The sequence below is a fragment of the Legionella qingyii genome, assembly GCF_003184185.1.
Window position 1 is genome coordinate 21,132 of record NZ_QHJG01000044.1, and the last position, 15,146, is coordinate 36,277.

A 15,146-nucleotide genomic window follows, 5' to 3' on the forward strand; every position below is an offset into this window, starting at 1 on the left:
GACATTTTGAATCATATCACCATGTTCTATAACAACCACAGGGGTATATTCTTAATGGGGCTATTTAAGTCCAAATCAATTTGAAGAGTATCTTTTTAATGAAAGTTGCTTAACTGGGGTGTCACATTTTGGGTTGACTACGTCAGTTTTTATTATGAATCCTTAGACATGTCAATCTGGTTACATCATTACATGAGCAGTGGGTTTAAATATCAATGCTAAATATTGATCAAATAACTTGATGCAATCACAGATGAGTTCTTCTAGTGTATTTATCTTTTCCAATATAAGGTATCTTGCCAGGTCATGCTCCTTACATTCTGTTGCTAATGCAAAAGTATATTTCCTACTATTAAATTCTCTGGTTATTGTTAATCCATTAAATAATCCGAAAGAAACTCTTCCATACATGGTCCTCTTTTCATCGCTATGTAAATAAGTTAATTGAGACCAAGGTAATAATAGAAATTTAGCATCTTCTATTATGCGCTTAAGAGGATCATTCAAAATGAATTGTTCATCGCGATAAAAATCTATCCATTCGTCATGGGTGCAGAACCTATAGGTGGCTACATCATCTGATCCTAGAAAATAGAAATAATCACATCCTAAAGCTTTGAGTTTGCGAAAAGCTTGATAAAGCTGTAATTCGAACTTCTCAGGAAAAAAATTATGTAAACTTCCAACTTTTTGAATTGTACAGAGATCCATACTGCTACTTTTTTACATCCAGTGTTATAATAATTTACTCAAACTTTACTTGGATGTAAATGAAAAAAGTTACAATGCTCTCTGCATTTTTAGGGACATTAATTGAGGTTTACGATTTCACTATATTTCCTTTTTTGCTCCCCATATTGTCCGAAGTATTTTTTCCTTCCCATGCAAAAAATAGTGCTATTAATTTTACCATCTTAGCTTATGTCATTAGCTATATTATTAAGCCATTTGGATCTATCGGGTTTGGCTATTTAATCGATTATTTTGGTCGAAAAAAAATATTGCTGTTTACAACAGTGTTAATGACTGTAGCAACTTCGGCAATAGCTTTACTACCTCCAAATTTAATGGGTATGTATTATGGTGCTGGTTTAATTATATGTAGAATTATTCAGGGACTTTCAATTTCAGGGGAGTTTTCTTCTGCTATTATCATGGCTGTCGAGCAAGGGAGAAAATATCCGGCATTTTTTGGCTGTTTCGCTTTTGTGGGCGGCAGTACGGGATTGTTACTGGCGAACCTTAGCATCTTGATTCTTCTTTCTTTAATTCCACATGAACAAATTATTCAATTTGCTTGGCGTATTCCATTTCTAATAGGTTCATTAGGATGTCTTGTTCTGCTCTGTATTCGGAAGAGGATTGATAATCATTTTCTTGATGAACAGATGCAATTATCGGGTTTTAAAAAACTTATCAAAAATTATAAAAAAGAATTGGGGCTTACATTTATAGTATCAAATCTTTCCGCGTCCGCTTTTTATATTACATTTATTTTTATGCCTACATTCTTATCAACTTTATTAAATCTTCATTCACACCAACAATCAATTCTAATAACATTAATTGCTCTTTTTACTTATTTATCAGCTTTACCTTTTGGAGGAATATTGGCTGATAAAATAGGGGTTCTTAGACAAATAAAAATTGCATCAGTACTTTATTTGCTATTCTCATATGGGATTTTTGCTGTAATACCTCAGTTGGAAGGATTTCATTGCATGATAGTATTAGTCCTCTTTGCAATGATTCAAGCTTTTCTAAATTCAGCATTACCTGCATTTATAGTAACCCAATTCAAATTAAATCAGAGGGGAAGGGCGCTTGCCATTTCATATAACATCAGTTTGACATTATTCGGTGGATTAATGCCTTATTTAATTGTAACCTCCGAAAATCATCTGAATCCTGGCATTCCTATAAGTATTTGTGCCGCTCTATGTTTGATATTTATTCATTTTACAGGAAGAAAATATGGTTATTTACGAAGTGAACTTAACTATTCATGAAGACGTTTATACACAATTCCAATTATGGTTAAAAGAGCATGTAAAAGAAATGCTTCAATTTCCTGGATTTATAAAAGCTCGTATTTTAAGGCCGGAAGCTGAGAGTTCCTTGAGCCAAGAAAAGCTAACAGTACAATATCAATTAGAAGATAGAGAATCACTCGCTGTTTATTTTAATCAATCTGCAGCAAAAATGCGTGAAGATGGTATTAATCGATTCAAAGACAAATTCTCAGCCGAAAGAAGGATTTTCGAAGTGCAGGAAAATATTTTGAAATAATTATACGTTTAACACGTATAGTATATTGTATAAATACATTTTATAGGTATATAATGCATTTGCTTACATACACGTCAATGTATATCTATAAGGATGCAATTATGGAAAAAAAGGTTTTTAAAGAAGCAGAGGCAGCAAACTATATTTGTATGAGTCGTTCTTTTCTCTCTCAAGATAGGGCTTATGGAACTTTAGCAAATAGGACGCCTGGACCAAAATATATAAAGATAGGCCGATCTGTTAGATATTTAAAAGATGATCTTGACTCTTGGTTAGAACTGCACAGAAAATAATAAAGCTGTGATTAGATCACGGCTTTTCAAAACTAATATGTCTGAATTGCTCCGATACAGTATCTTTTAGTAAAGCATCTATCTGCGCAGCAAAAGGTTCATGGAAGGATGGGCGGCGAGGAAAAATTCTATCGTTTATCCAATAAACCGGCCATCCATCAGTAGTTTCAATACAATCTTTAGCAAAATTTGTAATTTTAAATTTTTCTTNAAGTCTTTAGTAGGAAGTTGATTTTCCGTTGAGGCTATAGTGTATATCCAAACTTGTTTTTGAGTTGAAAAGTTGGAAGATTGAGAGAGGAATACGAAATTCTCTGGATTAATTTGTTCTCTGCAATAAAAGCTTTCTCTTTTATCATAACTTTTAATGTTTGCCGGTTCGCTCAATTTGTAACTTACACCAATAAAAGATGAGCTTTTATTTTCAATGGCAGATAAAAATGTGGCATTAACTCCAGGTAAATTACCGTGTCCTGCCCAAATTCTTTTATATCCTTTTACCAAAATGGGAACACTCTCTTCAGCAGATGGATCTGTTCTTTTTTTGGATGCCTCATCAATTAAACTTCCATAGCCGACAATATATTGTGAAAGATTAGGATTAATGTCTGGGTGACAGTCAAAAGCAAAAGAATGGAGTGAGAACAACATTAAAAAAAATAACTCAAATTTCTTCATACAACTTTACTGTGTGTTTTTCCGTTTAATTAGTACCATGATACAATAAATTTGCACTTTATATGCACTTTATAAATTAAAACTTTGTTGGGGGGAATCCTTAACTCCTTGATTTATATGGTCGGAGTGACAAGAATCGAACTTGCGACCCCTGCCTCCCGAAGGCAGTGCTCTACCAGGCTGAGCTACACTCCGCGCTGAGCAATAAGTAGTCTGGTACTGATAAATCTTGTGTTGACATCCCTGGTTTGCACGATACTCAGACTACTTAATACTAAAAAAATTAATAGCTTCTTTGCAAAGCAAATTGTGCCAAATTGATAAGCGCTTCTTTATATTTTGAATCGGGCAATATCATCAACGAGGATAATGCTTTGTCGATTTCTTGTGCTGCTATTTTTTTTGTATATTCTATTGCTTTTGTTTCTTCCAATGCGATAAGAATTTCAGGTAAGAAATCCAGGCTGCCTTGTTTCAGGCTGCTCATGATTTGCTGTTTCTGCAGTTCAGTTCCATGTTGTAATGCATGAATTAAAGGTAACGTAGCTTTCCCATCAGCTAAGTCGTCTCCTATGTTTTTGCCTATAGTTTTGGCATCAGAACAATAATCTAGAGCATCATCTATAAGCTGGAAGGCATTACCTAAATGGAGGCCATAGGAATAGAGACTGTCTTGCAGTTCTTTAGACGCGTTGCTGATCATGGGACCTATACAGGCAGCAGCTGCAAATAAAAGAGCCGTCTTCGCACGAATTACATCAAAATATTCATCAAAAGTTAATGCAGGGTTATGGCGGTTGGATAGTTGTTTTACTTCCCCACAGCTGATCTCGAGTGCGGTTTTGGCAAAGAGCTTAAGTACGGCTGTATTGCCGGAATCAACAATAAGCTCTATTGATTGGGTAAAGAGATAATCCCCAACCAGAATACTTGCTTTGCTGCCCCAGATGTCGTTTGCTGTCTGACGTCCTCTTCTTAGTGTAGATTCGTCAATAACATCATCGTGAAGTAAAGTGGCTGTGTGAAAAAACTCAACCATCGCAGCCAGAGTAATATGCTCTTTACCTTGGTAACCACATGCATTACTTGCTAAAAGAACCAACAATGGTCGTAGTCTTTTGCCGCCACTTTGTATTATATGGTGGGACATATCATCAATTAAGCCAATTTGCGATTCAATTTTATTTACAATTAAAGTATTAACTGCATCAAAATCGTCACTAACTAGTGCGCGTATACTGTCAATCGCCATTGTTTGTCCTCTACGATTCAATCAACAAATGCTAAGGTTTGAGCATACGAATTGTCAAGTAAAACTGGGGTTTACTTGAACTCATACATTAAATCGGAAATGCATTACATCTCCATCACAAACGATATAATCCTTGCCTTCCAGGCGTAACTTTCCGGCTTCCTTAGCACCTTGTTCACCTTTACACGCGATAAATGCATCGTATGCTATGACTTCTGCACGGATGAAACCTTTTTCAAAATCAGAGTGGATAACACCTGCTGCTTGCGGTGCTGTAGCTCCTTTAGGAATGGTCCAGGCTCTCACTTCTTTTACTCCAGCGGTGAAATAAGTTTGTAATCCTAACAACTCATAACCTGCACGAATCACTCGATGCAACCCTGGCTCGCTTAACCCTAAATCTTCCATGAACTCTTGGCGATCTGCTTCATCCAATTCGACCAATTCTGCCTCAGTTGCTGCACAGAGAGCGACAATACTGGCTTTTTCTTGCAAGGCTAAGTTACGCACTTTATCCAGTAATGGATTGTTTTCATAACCATTGTCATCGACATTTGCAATATAGAGTACTGGTTTTGCGGTGAGTAGAAATAGACGGCGTGCAATAGGTTCTTCCTCGGCACTTAATTCAAGAGTACGGACAGGGAAACCTTCATCAAGATGTGTCTTGATTTTTTCCAAGGTTTTCATTTCAAAAATTGCCTCTTTATTACCGCTACGGCTATTTTTTCCTGCTTTTAAGATGGCCTTTTCAACAGTTTCCATATCTGCTAAAGCCAATTCTGTATTAATTACTTCGATATCACTGAGTGGGTTCACACGACCTTCAACGTGCACTACATCAGTATTTTCAAAACAACGGACTACATGTGCAATTGCATCAGTTTCGCGAATATTGGCTAAAAACTGATTCCCTAAGCCTTCGCCTTTGGATGCTCCTTTCACAATGCCAGCAATATCAACAAATTGCATGGTGGCTGGGAGCGCTTGTTGTGGTTTTACTATCTCACTCAAAGCATCAAGACGGGGATCGGGAACAGTAACTATCCCGACATTGGGTTCAATAGTGCAGAAAGGATAGTTTGCTGCTTCAATACCTGCTTTGGTGAGTGCATTGAACAGAGTTGATTTACCAACATTGGGCAAGCCCACTATGCCGCATTTAAATCCCATGAGTAATACCTCTAATTGTTAAAACTATCGTGAGTCCGACATAAAAAGCAGAAAGTAACGTTCTACTTTTATGTCGTTAAACGGACGTTATCCCATAAAAATGTGAAACATTTTGTATGGGATTCATTCTAAATTATTAAGTTCGATATAAAAGGATAACTTATCTGTTTATATCGAACACACCTTAAAACCAAACTAACTGTTACTCCGTAATCTTATTCAGATCGAATAGGATTTTTTACCTTGCGAAGATGCAGTACCTAAACGTTCAATTGATTCATTGCTCTGGCCAAATCACCAGATAAGGCTAAGGGCATTGCCGCGATGCCTCTATCAATTGCATCATAAATTAATTGTCTGTCTTGTGCTGAGGGTTTACCGAGCACAAATTGATGAACTAAATCTCTATGGCCTGGATGGCCAATTCCAATTCGTAAGCGGTGAAACTCCGGGCTACCTAATTGGGCTATTATATCTCTTAAGCCATTATGACCGCCATGGCCTCCACCTGTTTTAAGTTTAATGCGTCCTGGAGGTAAATCCAGTTCATCATGTACAACCAGTATTTCTTCGGGTTGAATTCGGTAAAATTGACTAATAAGCCGAGTAGGCTGACCGCTGTGGTTCATAAAAGATATCGGCAAAACCAATTTACCTGAATGCTGATTTAATTCTAAATCAGCCAGTTCGGCTTGCATTTTCTTTTCCAATTTGAAAAAGACACTATGTCGCTGAGCTAAGGCGGAGACTAACCATGCACCGGCATTATGACGCGTATGTTCATAGACTGATCCGGGGTTACGCAAACCAATGATAAGTTTTATAGCCATGATATAGCTCTTTGATAGGGGTCGTAATTCTTGAGCTTATATAGCCAGGGCAAAGCGCTTAGGTAAACCCGGGTAAGTTTACACAAAATTTCCCGGGTTTTACTGTCGCATCACCGCGACTACGGTTTACATTTTTTCAATCAAACTTGAATATTACTCTTCATTTTTCTCAGCGCTAACAGTTGGCACAGCAGATGCTGGAACTTCTGTCGCTTCAGCTGCTTCTTCTGTTACATTTGCTCTGGGCATGTGAATGCTTACAACAGGCGCGTCATGACTTCCATCTGTAACATCAACAGTCAGTTGTACCCCTTTAGGCAATTTTAAATGAGATAAATGAACAACATCATCCATTTTAACGCCCGACATGTCTACTGTGATAAATTCAGGTAGATCTTTTGCTTGGCAACGGATTTCTACTTGAGTCATAGTATGGTTAATGATACCACCAGCTTTAATCCCTGGAGCTTTATCTTCGTTGACAAAGTGAACAGGTACTAATTTAATCAAAATGTCGGTTTTAGAAACGCGTTGTAAATCCATATGCATTACAACAGGCTTGTAGGGATGACGTTGCAATGCTTTTAAAATAACATGTTCAACTTTGCCATCGATTGTAATATCAAAAACACTGGAATAGATACTTTCAGTTTCCAAAGCTTTAACTACTTTGTTATGTTGAAAATGAATTGACATTGGCTTTTTATCACCACCGTAAATTACAGCAGGTACTTTATTTTCAAGACGACGTAGGCGGCGGCTCGCACCTTTCCCCATATCCGTTCTTGTTTGTGCTTCTAAAAGGATGTTTGACATTATATACTCCAAAAATTGATATAAGTTCTTTGTAACTATTCCGCACAGCGACTCAATCTGGCGTATTACCAAGATGTAAATGTGGTGAATTGATACAGTTCCTTTAAAATTTAATCCGCGACCAGATTAAACACCGGATAATGAATTAAAAAATCCGGAAAGGGTGGCGAAGTATACAATATTTTAAAATGAACTTGAAGTCATAGCCATAATTTCATAGAATATGCGACTTTATTGAATTTGTGATAGCCAATCAGGCGAATTGGAGAAATATTATGTATGCGGTAATCAAAACTGGCGGTAAGCAATACACCGTGAAGGAAGGTGATGTGTTAAAAATTGAATTACTGCCTGAAGATGTTGGCAATGAAATACAATTTGAAGAAGTATTAATGTTGGCTGATGGTGATACAATTGTTTGTGGTACACCATTAGTTGCCAAGGCAACAGTGAAAGCCGAAGTGCTTGATCATGGTCGTCACAAAAAAGTTAAAATTATCAAGTTTCGTCGTCGTAAGCACCACAGAAAACAAATGGGGCACAGACAATATTATTCGCAAGTTAAAATTACTGCGATAAGCAAGTAAGAGAGGATAGCAATGGCTCATAAGAAAGCAGGTGGTAGTACTCGTAACGGCCGCGACTCGAATCCCAAGTATCTTGGAGTAAAGCGTTATGGCGGTCAATTCGTTAATGCGGGTGAAATAATTGTAAGACAACGTGGTACACGTTTTCATCCAGGGCCTGGTGTAGGCTGTGGTCGTGATCATACCTTGTATGCCTTGGTTGAAGGTTTAGTACAATTTGTTGTCAAGGGTGACAAAAATCGTAAATACGTAACTATAGTTGCAGAAGCACAAGAAGCTGCTAACTAATTCCTACGGGAAACCAATATGCCGCGTACAGCGGCCTTGGTGTTATGATGTATTCTGGATTATGGTTTTACTTAATCCAGAATACATGTTATACCCAAATGCAATGTTGTTATTGACCCCGGCAACGGGGTTTTTTTTTATTTTGAGGTTGGTCATGAAATTCGTTGATGAGGCAGTGATAAAAGTAGAAGCAGGCCATGGCGGAAATGGTTGTCTAAGCTTCAGACGCGAAAAATTCATACCACGTGGTGGTCCTGATGGTGGTGATGGTGGTGATGGTGGAAGTGTATACTTTGAAGCCAGTACGGATTTAAATACCCTTGTTGATTTCCGTTATATGCGTCATTTTAAAGCGCGCAATGGTCAGCACGGTATGGGAGGAAATTGTACTGGGAAAAAAGGTGATGATTTAACGATAAAAGTACCCGTTGGTACTATGGTATATGATGTTGATACAGGAGAATTACTTGGTGACATTAAAGAACCAGACGTACCTGTATTAATTGCTCAAGGCGGATTTCATGGTTTAGGTAATACACGCTATAAAAGTAGTGTGAATCGCTCTCCAAGACAAACTACTCCAGGAAGCCCCGGGGAATCACGACATTTGCGTTTAGAATTGCGTGTTTTGGCTGATGTAGGCCTATTAGGATTGCCTAACGCCGGCAAATCTACTTTAATTCGCGCAGTTTCCAGTTCAAAAGCAAAAGTGGCCGATTATCCTTTTACAACGTTGCATCCAAGCCTAGGTGTTGTTAGCGTTTCTTCACATAAGAGCTTTGTGATGGCTGATATTCCTGGCCTCATTGAAGGAGCTTCTACCGGAGCTGGACTTGGGCATCGATTTTTAAAACATCTTTCACGTACCTGTGTGTTACTCCATGTAATTGATGTCGCTCCAATAGATGATAGTGATCCAGTTGCATCAGCTAAAGCAATTATTCATGAGTTGGCAGAATATAATCCCGAGCTTTTACATAAACCCAGATGGCTGGTATTGAACAAAATAGATATGCTTCCCGATGCAGCGAGTCGAGAGGAACGAATCCAGGACATAATAAATGGTTTGGGTTGGAAGGATAAGGTATTTGCTATCTCCGCGATCAATGGCGAAGGAACACAACAATTGTGCTATTCATTGATGCAGCTCATTGATGAGATGAAAGAGTCTGAAGCATAGCCATTCTGCAGCATGTTCAACTACTGAAGTCTTACGGTAGGGTATGTTATGGGTTTCACGACCTTTCTGAGAGTGATTACTGTAGTCAATAATTAATTGTGTTGTCCCATTTGTTGGTTGTTGCTGCCAATATTCTGCTAAACCACTTATATGAAAATACAGCTTATTTTTATGTACACTACTAAAATGGAGTAAATGATATATATGGGGTTTGGTCAGCAGTAATTGCAGTAATCCTCCAGTTGCTTCATCGATAATCGTTATTGGCTCATTGATACTTGCAATTAATTCGCGTAGGGTTTCAGAAGCTTTTTTCTCTACAGAACTAATAATGTGAGGCTCTAGAATCGGATCAACAATGGCTTTTATTTTATGCACCAAATTGGAAGTACAACGAACTTTAAATTCAATGTAAGGTGATTCCCAGCGATAGCCGGTTTGACAATCAATATTTTGAAGTGCATCCTCCAATTTTTGGGCTATTTCACTTTCAGCCAAACCAAATATTCGCCACTTAAGTATCTGTTTTTGGCTATGGGTGGTTTGCTGCAAAATAGGCATTATATAATTATTAAACATTGGCAAACATTCACGGGGTGGGCCAGGTAATAAAAAAAAGTTTTTATTATTCCACTGATAATGGCATCCTAAAGCGCTACCCACAGGGTTGGGTAAAAGTAGTGCTTGTTCAGGAAAAAGGCATTGTTGTAAATTTCCCGCATTTAGGGTTAGCTTGGCATCTCGTAAACGGTTTATTACGTGCTCAAGAGCTTCAGAATGTTGTACCAATGCCTCACCTGTAAATTGAGATAGGGCAAAGCGAGTAAGGTCATCGGTAGTTGGTCCAAGTCCGCCAATGATAATAATAATGTCATGCTTTTTTGTTAAGAACTGCAGGCAATTGACAATATCAACTTTTTTGTCGCTGCATGAAAGGTGAAGACCTAAAGATAAGCCTTCTGAACTTAAGGCATGGGCGATGTCGCGACCATTAGTATTTAGGGTATCGCCATGAATAATTTCATCACCAGTTGCTAAAATGGCTACGGTCATTGCCTATTTCCGAAGATCATATTGGCCTGATTTTATAGCATAATTTGAAAAATCTGTAATAGTTATTGACATTTATTCTGAAATTGCCTAATAACTAGAAAAGGTGGTTTTTTTTAAGATAAATACTGCTCTTTCGATTAATTTTAACAATCATTTGTGTGTAAAGGAGAAATTATGGAATTTTCAAGCCGTTATGTAGCGCATGTTCCTGACGCTCAAGGGTTTGTTAAATATTCTGCAGAAGAAAATAAGATCTGGAGTATTTTATTTGAAAGACAAATCAAATTAATAACAGGAAGAGCTTGTGATGAATTCATAACGGGATTAAAAACTTTAGCTATAAAGTCTGAAGTAATTCCTCAGATTCCCGATCTAAATGAAAGGCTTAAAGCAGTAACGGGCTGGCAAGTGTCTGCAGTTGAGGCATTAATTTCTGCTCGAGAATTTTTTGAGTTGTTGGCAACTAAACATTTTCCTATAGCTACATTTATTCGTAGTGAAGAAGAGTTGGATTATGTTAAAGAGCCTGATATCTTTCATGAAGTTTTTGGTCATTGTCCGATGTTGACGGATAAGGTATATGCTGAGTTTGTTTATGATTATGCTCAAAAAGTGTTAACCTTCCCTGAATCAGATTGGCCATTACTCCAACGTTTGTTTTGGTTTACAGTTGAGTTTGGTTTAATTAAGACCGCAAAGGGGCTGCGAGCTTATGGTGGTGGAATACTGTCTTCCATTAGTGAAACGGTATATAGTGTAGAAAGCGATATTCCGCTGAGAGTGATTTTTGAACCAATAGCCGCATTTCGCATGCCGTATCGTATCGACATGTTGCAACCAGTTTATTTTGTGATCAATAATTATCAGACTTTGTACGACTTTGTTTTATCTGACATAGGTAAACTTTTAGCTCGAACTCGAGAACTAGGGGAGTTTCCACCTTTTTTTAAGGTGGATCCAGATAACCCTAATATCCATATTAGAGCATGTTAATCTACGTATTGTAATGAACAGCTAGTCTTGTTAACATCGAGCAACCTAGTTTGTTCATTGGCTTTTAAGTCAAGGAGCATTATTTGATTAAAGTACTAATTGTTGATGACCATGCATTGGTTCGAATGGGTATTCGACGATTACTCGAAGATATGTCGGATGTAGAGGTAGTCGCTGATGCAGAAAGCGGTGAAGAAGCTTTGGCATTAGTAAAAAAACATTCTCCTGACGTGGTCCTTTTAGATATGAAAATGCCTGGGATTGATGGCTGGGAAGTAACACGTCGTCTAAAAAAATCAAATCCCCATGTTAAGGTTATTGCTGTAACCGCGATGTGTTCTGATCTGTTACCTACCCGTGTTTTGCAATTAGGCGCTATGGGGTATCTGACGAAAGAGTCAGGTGCAGAAGAAATGGCTGCTGCGATACGTAAAGTTGCCAAAGGAGAAAAATACCTTAGTGCTGAAATTGCTCAAAAAGTTGCGATTAATAGCTTGGAAGAAGTACAAGGTTCTCCCTTTGATGTATTATCTGAACGTGAAATGCAAGTGATGTTGATGATTACTAGTGGCATGAATGTGCAAGAAATTAGTGATAGGCTTTTCCTTAGCACCAAGACAATTAATGGCTATCGTTATCGCACATTTGAAAAATTAGGTATTAAAAATGATGTGGAGCTTACTTATTTAGCTCTGAAACATGGAATTATAGAAAATCCCATCGATTTAACGTCAGAAGATTAAAGGTCCTTGTGTGTGGTCTGGGTATTGCGTCTGACTTTTCCCAAAAGTATAGCACTGCCGCCTAGGCTACATTTTAAACCAAGAGTTACTGCTATTATTACATGAATATTTCTACTGAATTAGCGTTGTTTCTCACTAAGTTACCTAATGAGCCCGGTGTTTATCGTATGCTGGATGAAGTAGGCAATATTCTTTACGTAGGTAAAGCTTCCAATCTGAAAAAGCGGGTAACCAGCTATTTCAACAAACAAAATACAGGCATTAAAACACGATCTTTGGTGAGTCAAATCGCCTCTATAGAAATTTCTGTTACACGTAGCGAAACCGAAGCTTTATTATTGGAAAGTAATCTGATTAAAACATTAAAACCAAAATACAATGTTTTATTACGAGACGATAAATCTTATCCTTATATTCACCTTTCTAATCATCCTGATTTTCCACGTATAGAAAGCTATCGTTCTAAAAAAAAACCTCTTTCAGGTGATTTTTTTGGCCCTTATCCTAGTAGCGCCGCGGTAAAAGAAACTATAGTAACCATACAAAAAGTCTTTAAAGTTCGAAATTGTCGGGACAGTTATTTTAATGCACGCTCAAGACCTTGCTTGCAGTACCAGATTAAACGATGTACTGCTCCCTGCGTCAATTACATAACTCCCGAGGATTACAAACGTTCTGTACAAGACGCTATGCGATTTTTACAGGGTAAGTCCCAATTAATTCTTGATGAACTTGCCAAACGAATGGATAAAGCTGTAAGCGAATTAAATTTTGAAGAAGCAGCGCTTTTGCGGGATCAAATTAAAAGTTTGCGATTGGTGCAAGAACAACAGGGCGTTTTACAATTACGTGGGGATGCGGATGCTATTGCAATCGAGATTAGCCCTGGTTTTGCATGCGTCCAATGCGTGACTATTCGCGAAGGCCAAGTATTGGCAAGTCGTAGTTATTTTCCATCGGTACCTCAAAAAGGCTTAGAAGATGAACTCAATATCGACGATTTGTGGCAACAAACTTTTGATGCATTTATAGGATTCTATTATTTGGATGTTCCAGAGAAGATTCCTGCATTAATCATTACGAATCATGATTTGGTGGATCACCAGTCCTTAGAAGAGGCATTATCACAACAACGCGGTAAATTGTGTAAAATTCAAGTGAATCCTCGTGGCATTAAGTCCCGATGGATGGATTTTGCACTGAATAATTTACGTGTCTCGGTAGCCGAATATGTTACAAAACATTCTACAATCAGATCTCGTTTCCAAGAGTTAGAGCGGCTTTTGGGCCTTAAAAAGCAAATTGAGCGAATGGAATGCTTTGATATAAGTCACACGCAAGGTGAGGCAACTGTTGCATCGTGTGTTGTGTTTGATCATGAGGGGCCTTGTCCTAATGAGTATCGACGTTTTAATATCGAAGGAATTACTCCTGGAGATGATTATGCGGCAATGGAACAGGCAATTACCCGACGCTTTAAACGTTTGGTGGAAATTCAATCCCTACCTGATGTATTAATTATTGACGGAGGCAAAGGGCAAGTAGCGGTGGCCCAGAAAGTGCTTATGTCTTTAGGTATATCAACGGTGAACTTGCTGGGGGTGGCTAAAGGACCTTCACGCAAAGCCGGGTGGGAAAAATTGATTCTAGTGCATGAAGCACATGAATTGACTTTACCCGATGACTCTAAAGCCTTGCATTTGTTACAACATATTCGAGATGAGGCGCACCGATTTGCCATTACTGCTCATCGTAAAAAAAGACAAAAAAAGAGATTGGAATCAACTCTTGAGGATATAGAAGGAGTCGGAGCAAAACGTAGACAAGCATTACTGCATCGCTTTGGTGGGATACGAGAGCTTGCAAAGGCTCCACTGGAAGAAATTGCCAAAGTATCAGGAATTAGTGAACATTTGGCAAAACGTATTTTTCAATTTTTTCATGGCGAAAAAGTGTAGTCATAAAAAAATTGTAGCGCCGGATTGGCGCAGTGCGTTCCGGCAATCCTGAGTGCAATGAGGGGCTCCTATCAGGACATGGTGCGACAGCATGGAGATCCCTCGTTGCACTCAAGATGACGGGGTTTTGTACCTATGTTATTCATCAATAATTAGAATATTATTCATAACCCTAGCAAAAACTCTAATATTCGTACTAAACTTATTTTAGATATGCTCGAATAATAATTGGAATAAATTGATATTTAAGCACAAATCTTGCATATAAAAATAATAAGTAAAGGTGAGAGGGGGGGCATATGTATAAATTACTTTCAGCTGCATTGATGATGCTCATGGCTGCCATAGCGAATGCGGGTAATTTTTATGGCACAGGACTATGTGGATACCCACAATACGATTGTATTAAAGTAGAGTCAGGACAAAGTTGGGAGACTTTGTTTCCGGATGAAAATCAACGTGACATTGTTCAAAGAGTCAATCGGACCTATAACCCGTTATGGGCTGGCAAGATAATCGCGGTTCCGAAAAATTTAGCTTATCTCACTGTTTTTGACGTTGCACCTTTCCCATTAAAAATTCCAAATGAACATCAAAAACAAATTATTGTTGATCAGGATAAATTGGCCTTTGGGGCTTATGATGCCGAAGGTAATTTGGTGAAATGGGGACCTATTTCATCTGGAAGAGACCGATGCCCTGACGCTAATCGTTCTTGCCGCACTTTAACTGGGATTTATCGGGTGTTCAGTAAAGAAAATGAAAAATGTACATCCGATGTATTCCCCATAGGTAAAGGTGGCGCAAAGATGCCTTTCTGCATGTTTTTCCATAAGGGTTTCGCATTACATGGTTCCGACGATATCCCGGGAGTAAGAGCGAGTCACGGATGTGTGCGTATGTTTACCCAGGATGCTAAATGGTTAAATCTGAACTTTGTTGAATTATCCAGCGAACGAAATAATTTCATGGGTACAACGGTTATTGTACGTCCAATAAATGACAGTGAGTGA

At 38.1% G+C, this 15,146-nt stretch carries 16 protein-coding genes and 1 tRNA gene; 10 read left to right on the forward strand and 7 right to left on the reverse strand.

Annotated features, from left to right (window positions below; all coding sequences use genetic code 11):
* Positions 1-180 precede the first annotated feature (180 nt).
* Positions 181-711, reverse strand: a complete 531-nt coding sequence (locus DGG96_RS18605) for an autoinducer binding domain-containing protein (RefSeq protein ID WP_110143737.1) — start codon at positions 709-711, stop codon at positions 181-183.
* Between the two features lie 59 nt (positions 712-770).
* Here DGG96_RS18605 and DGG96_RS18610 point away from each other — a divergent pair, with 59 nt between their 5' ends.
* The 3 genes from DGG96_RS18610 (at position 771) to DGG96_RS18620 (ending at position 2,582) form a co-directional block, all read left to right on the forward strand.
* Positions 771-2,009 (forward strand): MFS transporter, encoded by a 1,239-nt coding sequence (locus DGG96_RS18610; protein WP_110143736.1) that lies wholly within the window; start codon positions 771-773, stop codon positions 2,007-2,009.
* Positions 1,975-2,289 (forward strand): DUF4286 family protein, encoded by a 315-nt coding sequence (locus tag DGG96_RS18615; RefSeq protein WP_110143735.1) that lies wholly within the window; start codon positions 1,975-1,977, stop codon positions 2,287-2,289. Before DGG96_RS18610 ends, DGG96_RS18615 begins: the two co-directional genes overlap by 35 nt.
* A 101-nt stretch (positions 2,290-2,390) precedes the next feature.
* Positions 2,391-2,582, forward strand: a complete 192-nt coding sequence (locus DGG96_RS18620; RefSeq protein ID WP_110143734.1) for a helix-turn-helix transcriptional regulator — start codon at positions 2,391-2,393, stop codon at positions 2,580-2,582.
* Between the two features lie 796 nt (positions 2,583-3,378).
* On the opposite strand, the gene DGG96_RS18630 is transcribed toward DGG96_RS18620, so the two are convergent.
* The 5 genes from DGG96_RS18630 to DGG96_RS18650 all read right to left on the reverse strand — a co-directional run bounded on the left by DGG96_RS18630 (position 3,379) and on the right by DGG96_RS18650 (position 7,331).
* Positions 3,379-3,455 (reverse strand) — tRNA-Pro (locus tag DGG96_RS18630).
* Positions 3,456-3,543: 88 nt separating this feature from the next.
* Positions 3,544-4,512 (reverse strand): polyprenyl synthetase family protein, encoded by a 969-nt coding sequence (locus tag DGG96_RS18635; protein ID WP_110143732.1) that lies wholly within the window; start codon positions 4,510-4,512, stop codon positions 3,544-3,546.
* 81 nt (positions 4,513-4,593) lie between these two features.
* Positions 4,594-5,685 (reverse strand): redox-regulated ATPase YchF, encoded by a 1,092-nt coding sequence (ychF, locus tag DGG96_RS18640; RefSeq protein WP_110143731.1) that lies wholly within the window; start codon positions 5,683-5,685, stop codon positions 4,594-4,596.
* 260 nt (positions 5,686-5,945) lie between these two features.
* Complete coding sequence (gene pth, locus DGG96_RS18645) at positions 5,946-6,515, reverse strand: aminoacyl-tRNA hydrolase (RefSeq protein WP_110143730.1); 570 nt, start codon at positions 6,513-6,515, stop codon at positions 5,946-5,948.
* Positions 6,516-6,668: 153 nt separating this feature from the next.
* Positions 6,669-7,331 (reverse strand): 50S ribosomal protein L25/general stress protein Ctc, encoded by a 663-nt coding sequence (locus tag DGG96_RS18650; protein WP_110143729.1) that lies wholly within the window; start codon positions 7,329-7,331, stop codon positions 6,669-6,671.
* A gap of 275 nt (positions 7,332-7,606) precedes the next feature.
* Here DGG96_RS18650 and rplU point away from each other — a divergent pair, with 275 nt between their 5' ends.
* The 3 genes from rplU to cgtA all read left to right on the forward strand — a co-directional run bounded on the left by rplU (position 7,607) and on the right by cgtA (position 9,386).
* On the forward strand, positions 7,607-7,918 hold the full coding sequence (rplU, locus tag DGG96_RS18655) for a 50S ribosomal protein L21 (protein WP_110143728.1): 312 nt from the start codon (positions 7,607-7,609) through the stop codon (positions 7,916-7,918).
* 12 nt (positions 7,919-7,930) lie between these two features.
* Positions 7,931-8,206 carry a 50S ribosomal protein L27 gene (rpmA, locus tag DGG96_RS18660; RefSeq protein WP_110143727.1) on the forward strand — a complete coding sequence of 92 codons (276 nt, stop codon included), beginning with the start codon at positions 7,931-7,933 and terminating at the stop codon, positions 8,204-8,206.
* A 154-nt stretch (positions 8,207-8,360) separates the two neighbouring features.
* A complete protein-coding gene (cgtA, locus tag DGG96_RS18665) occupies positions 8,361-9,386 on the forward strand; it encodes an Obg family GTPase CgtA (RefSeq protein WP_110143751.1) in 1,026 nt (341 codons plus the stop codon).
* On the opposite strand, the gene DGG96_RS18670 is transcribed toward cgtA, so the two are convergent.
* Positions 9,342-10,439 (reverse strand): competence/damage-inducible protein A, encoded by a 1,098-nt coding sequence (locus DGG96_RS18670; RefSeq protein WP_110143726.1) that lies wholly within the window; start codon positions 10,437-10,439, stop codon positions 9,342-9,344. The genes cgtA and DGG96_RS18670 overlap by 45 nt on opposite strands.
* Before the next feature lie 174 nt (positions 10,440-10,613).
* Between DGG96_RS18670 and phhA the strand changes: the two genes are divergently transcribed.
* The 4 genes from phhA (at position 10,614) to DGG96_RS18690 (ending at position 15,146) form a co-directional block, all read left to right on the forward strand.
* Positions 10,614-11,432, forward strand: a complete 819-nt coding sequence (gene phhA, locus DGG96_RS18675) for a phenylalanine 4-monooxygenase (protein ID WP_110143725.1) — start codon at positions 10,614-10,616, stop codon at positions 11,430-11,432.
* Positions 11,433-11,515: 83 nt separating this feature from the next.
* Positions 11,516-12,175: a two-component system response regulator LetA gene (gene letA, locus DGG96_RS18680; protein ID WP_058466537.1), complete on the forward strand. Its 660-nt coding sequence runs from the start codon at positions 11,516-11,518 to the stop codon at positions 12,173-12,175.
* A gap of 101 nt (positions 12,176-12,276) precedes the next feature.
* Positions 12,277-14,133, forward strand: a complete 1,857-nt coding sequence (gene uvrC, locus DGG96_RS18685) for an excinuclease ABC subunit UvrC (protein WP_110143724.1) — start codon at positions 12,277-12,279, stop codon at positions 14,131-14,133.
* Between the two features lie 299 nt (positions 14,134-14,432).
* Entirely contained in the window at positions 14,433-15,146 is a 714-nt protein-coding gene (locus DGG96_RS18690) for a L,D-transpeptidase (protein ID WP_110143723.1), read from the forward strand.

Coding starts and splice junctions, on each gene's coding strand:
- DGG96_RS18605 (WP_110143737.1), bottom strand. CDS start 711: ATGGATCTCTGTACAATTCAAAAAGTTGGAAGTTTACATAATTTTTTT.
- DGG96_RS18610 (WP_110143736.1), top strand. CDS start 771: ATGAAAAAAGTTACAATGCTCTCTGCATTTTTAGGGACATTAATTGAG.
- DGG96_RS18615 (WP_110143735.1), top strand. CDS start 1,975: ATGGTTATTTACGAAGTGAACTTAACTATTCATGAAGACGTTTATACA.
- DGG96_RS18620 (WP_110143734.1), top strand. CDS start 2,391: ATGGAAAAAAAGGTTTTTAAAGAAGCAGAGGCAGCAAACTATATTTGT.
- DGG96_RS18635 (WP_110143732.1), bottom strand. CDS start 4,512: ATGGCGATTGACAGTATACGCGCACTAGTTAGTGACGATTTTGATGCA.
- ychF (WP_110143731.1), bottom strand. CDS start 5,685: ATGGGATTTAAATGCGGCATAGTGGGCTTGCCCAATGTTGGTAAATCA.
- pth (WP_110143730.1), bottom strand. CDS start 6,515: ATGGCTATAAAACTTATCATTGGTTTGCGTAACCCCGGATCAGTCTAT.
- DGG96_RS18650 (WP_110143729.1), bottom strand. CDS start 7,331: ATGTCAAACATCCTTTTAGAAGCACAAACAAGAACGGATATGGGGAAA.
- rplU (WP_110143728.1), top strand. CDS start 7,607: ATGTATGCGGTAATCAAAACTGGCGGTAAGCAATACACCGTGAAGGAA.
- rpmA (WP_110143727.1), top strand. CDS start 7,931: ATGGCTCATAAGAAAGCAGGTGGTAGTACTCGTAACGGCCGCGACTCG.
- cgtA (WP_110143751.1), top strand. CDS start 8,361: ATGAAATTCGTTGATGAGGCAGTGATAAAAGTAGAAGCAGGCCATGGC.
- DGG96_RS18670 (WP_110143726.1), bottom strand. CDS start 10,439: ATGACCGTAGCCATTTTAGCAACTGGTGATGAAATTATTCATGGCGAT.
- phhA (WP_110143725.1), top strand. CDS start 10,614: ATGGAATTTTCAAGCCGTTATGTAGCGCATGTTCCTGACGCTCAAGGG.
- uvrC (WP_110143724.1), top strand. CDS start 12,277: ATGAATATTTCTACTGAATTAGCGTTGTTTCTCACTAAGTTACCTAAT.
- DGG96_RS18690 (WP_110143723.1), top strand. CDS start 14,433: ATGTATAAATTACTTTCAGCTGCATTGATGATGCTCATGGCTGCCATA.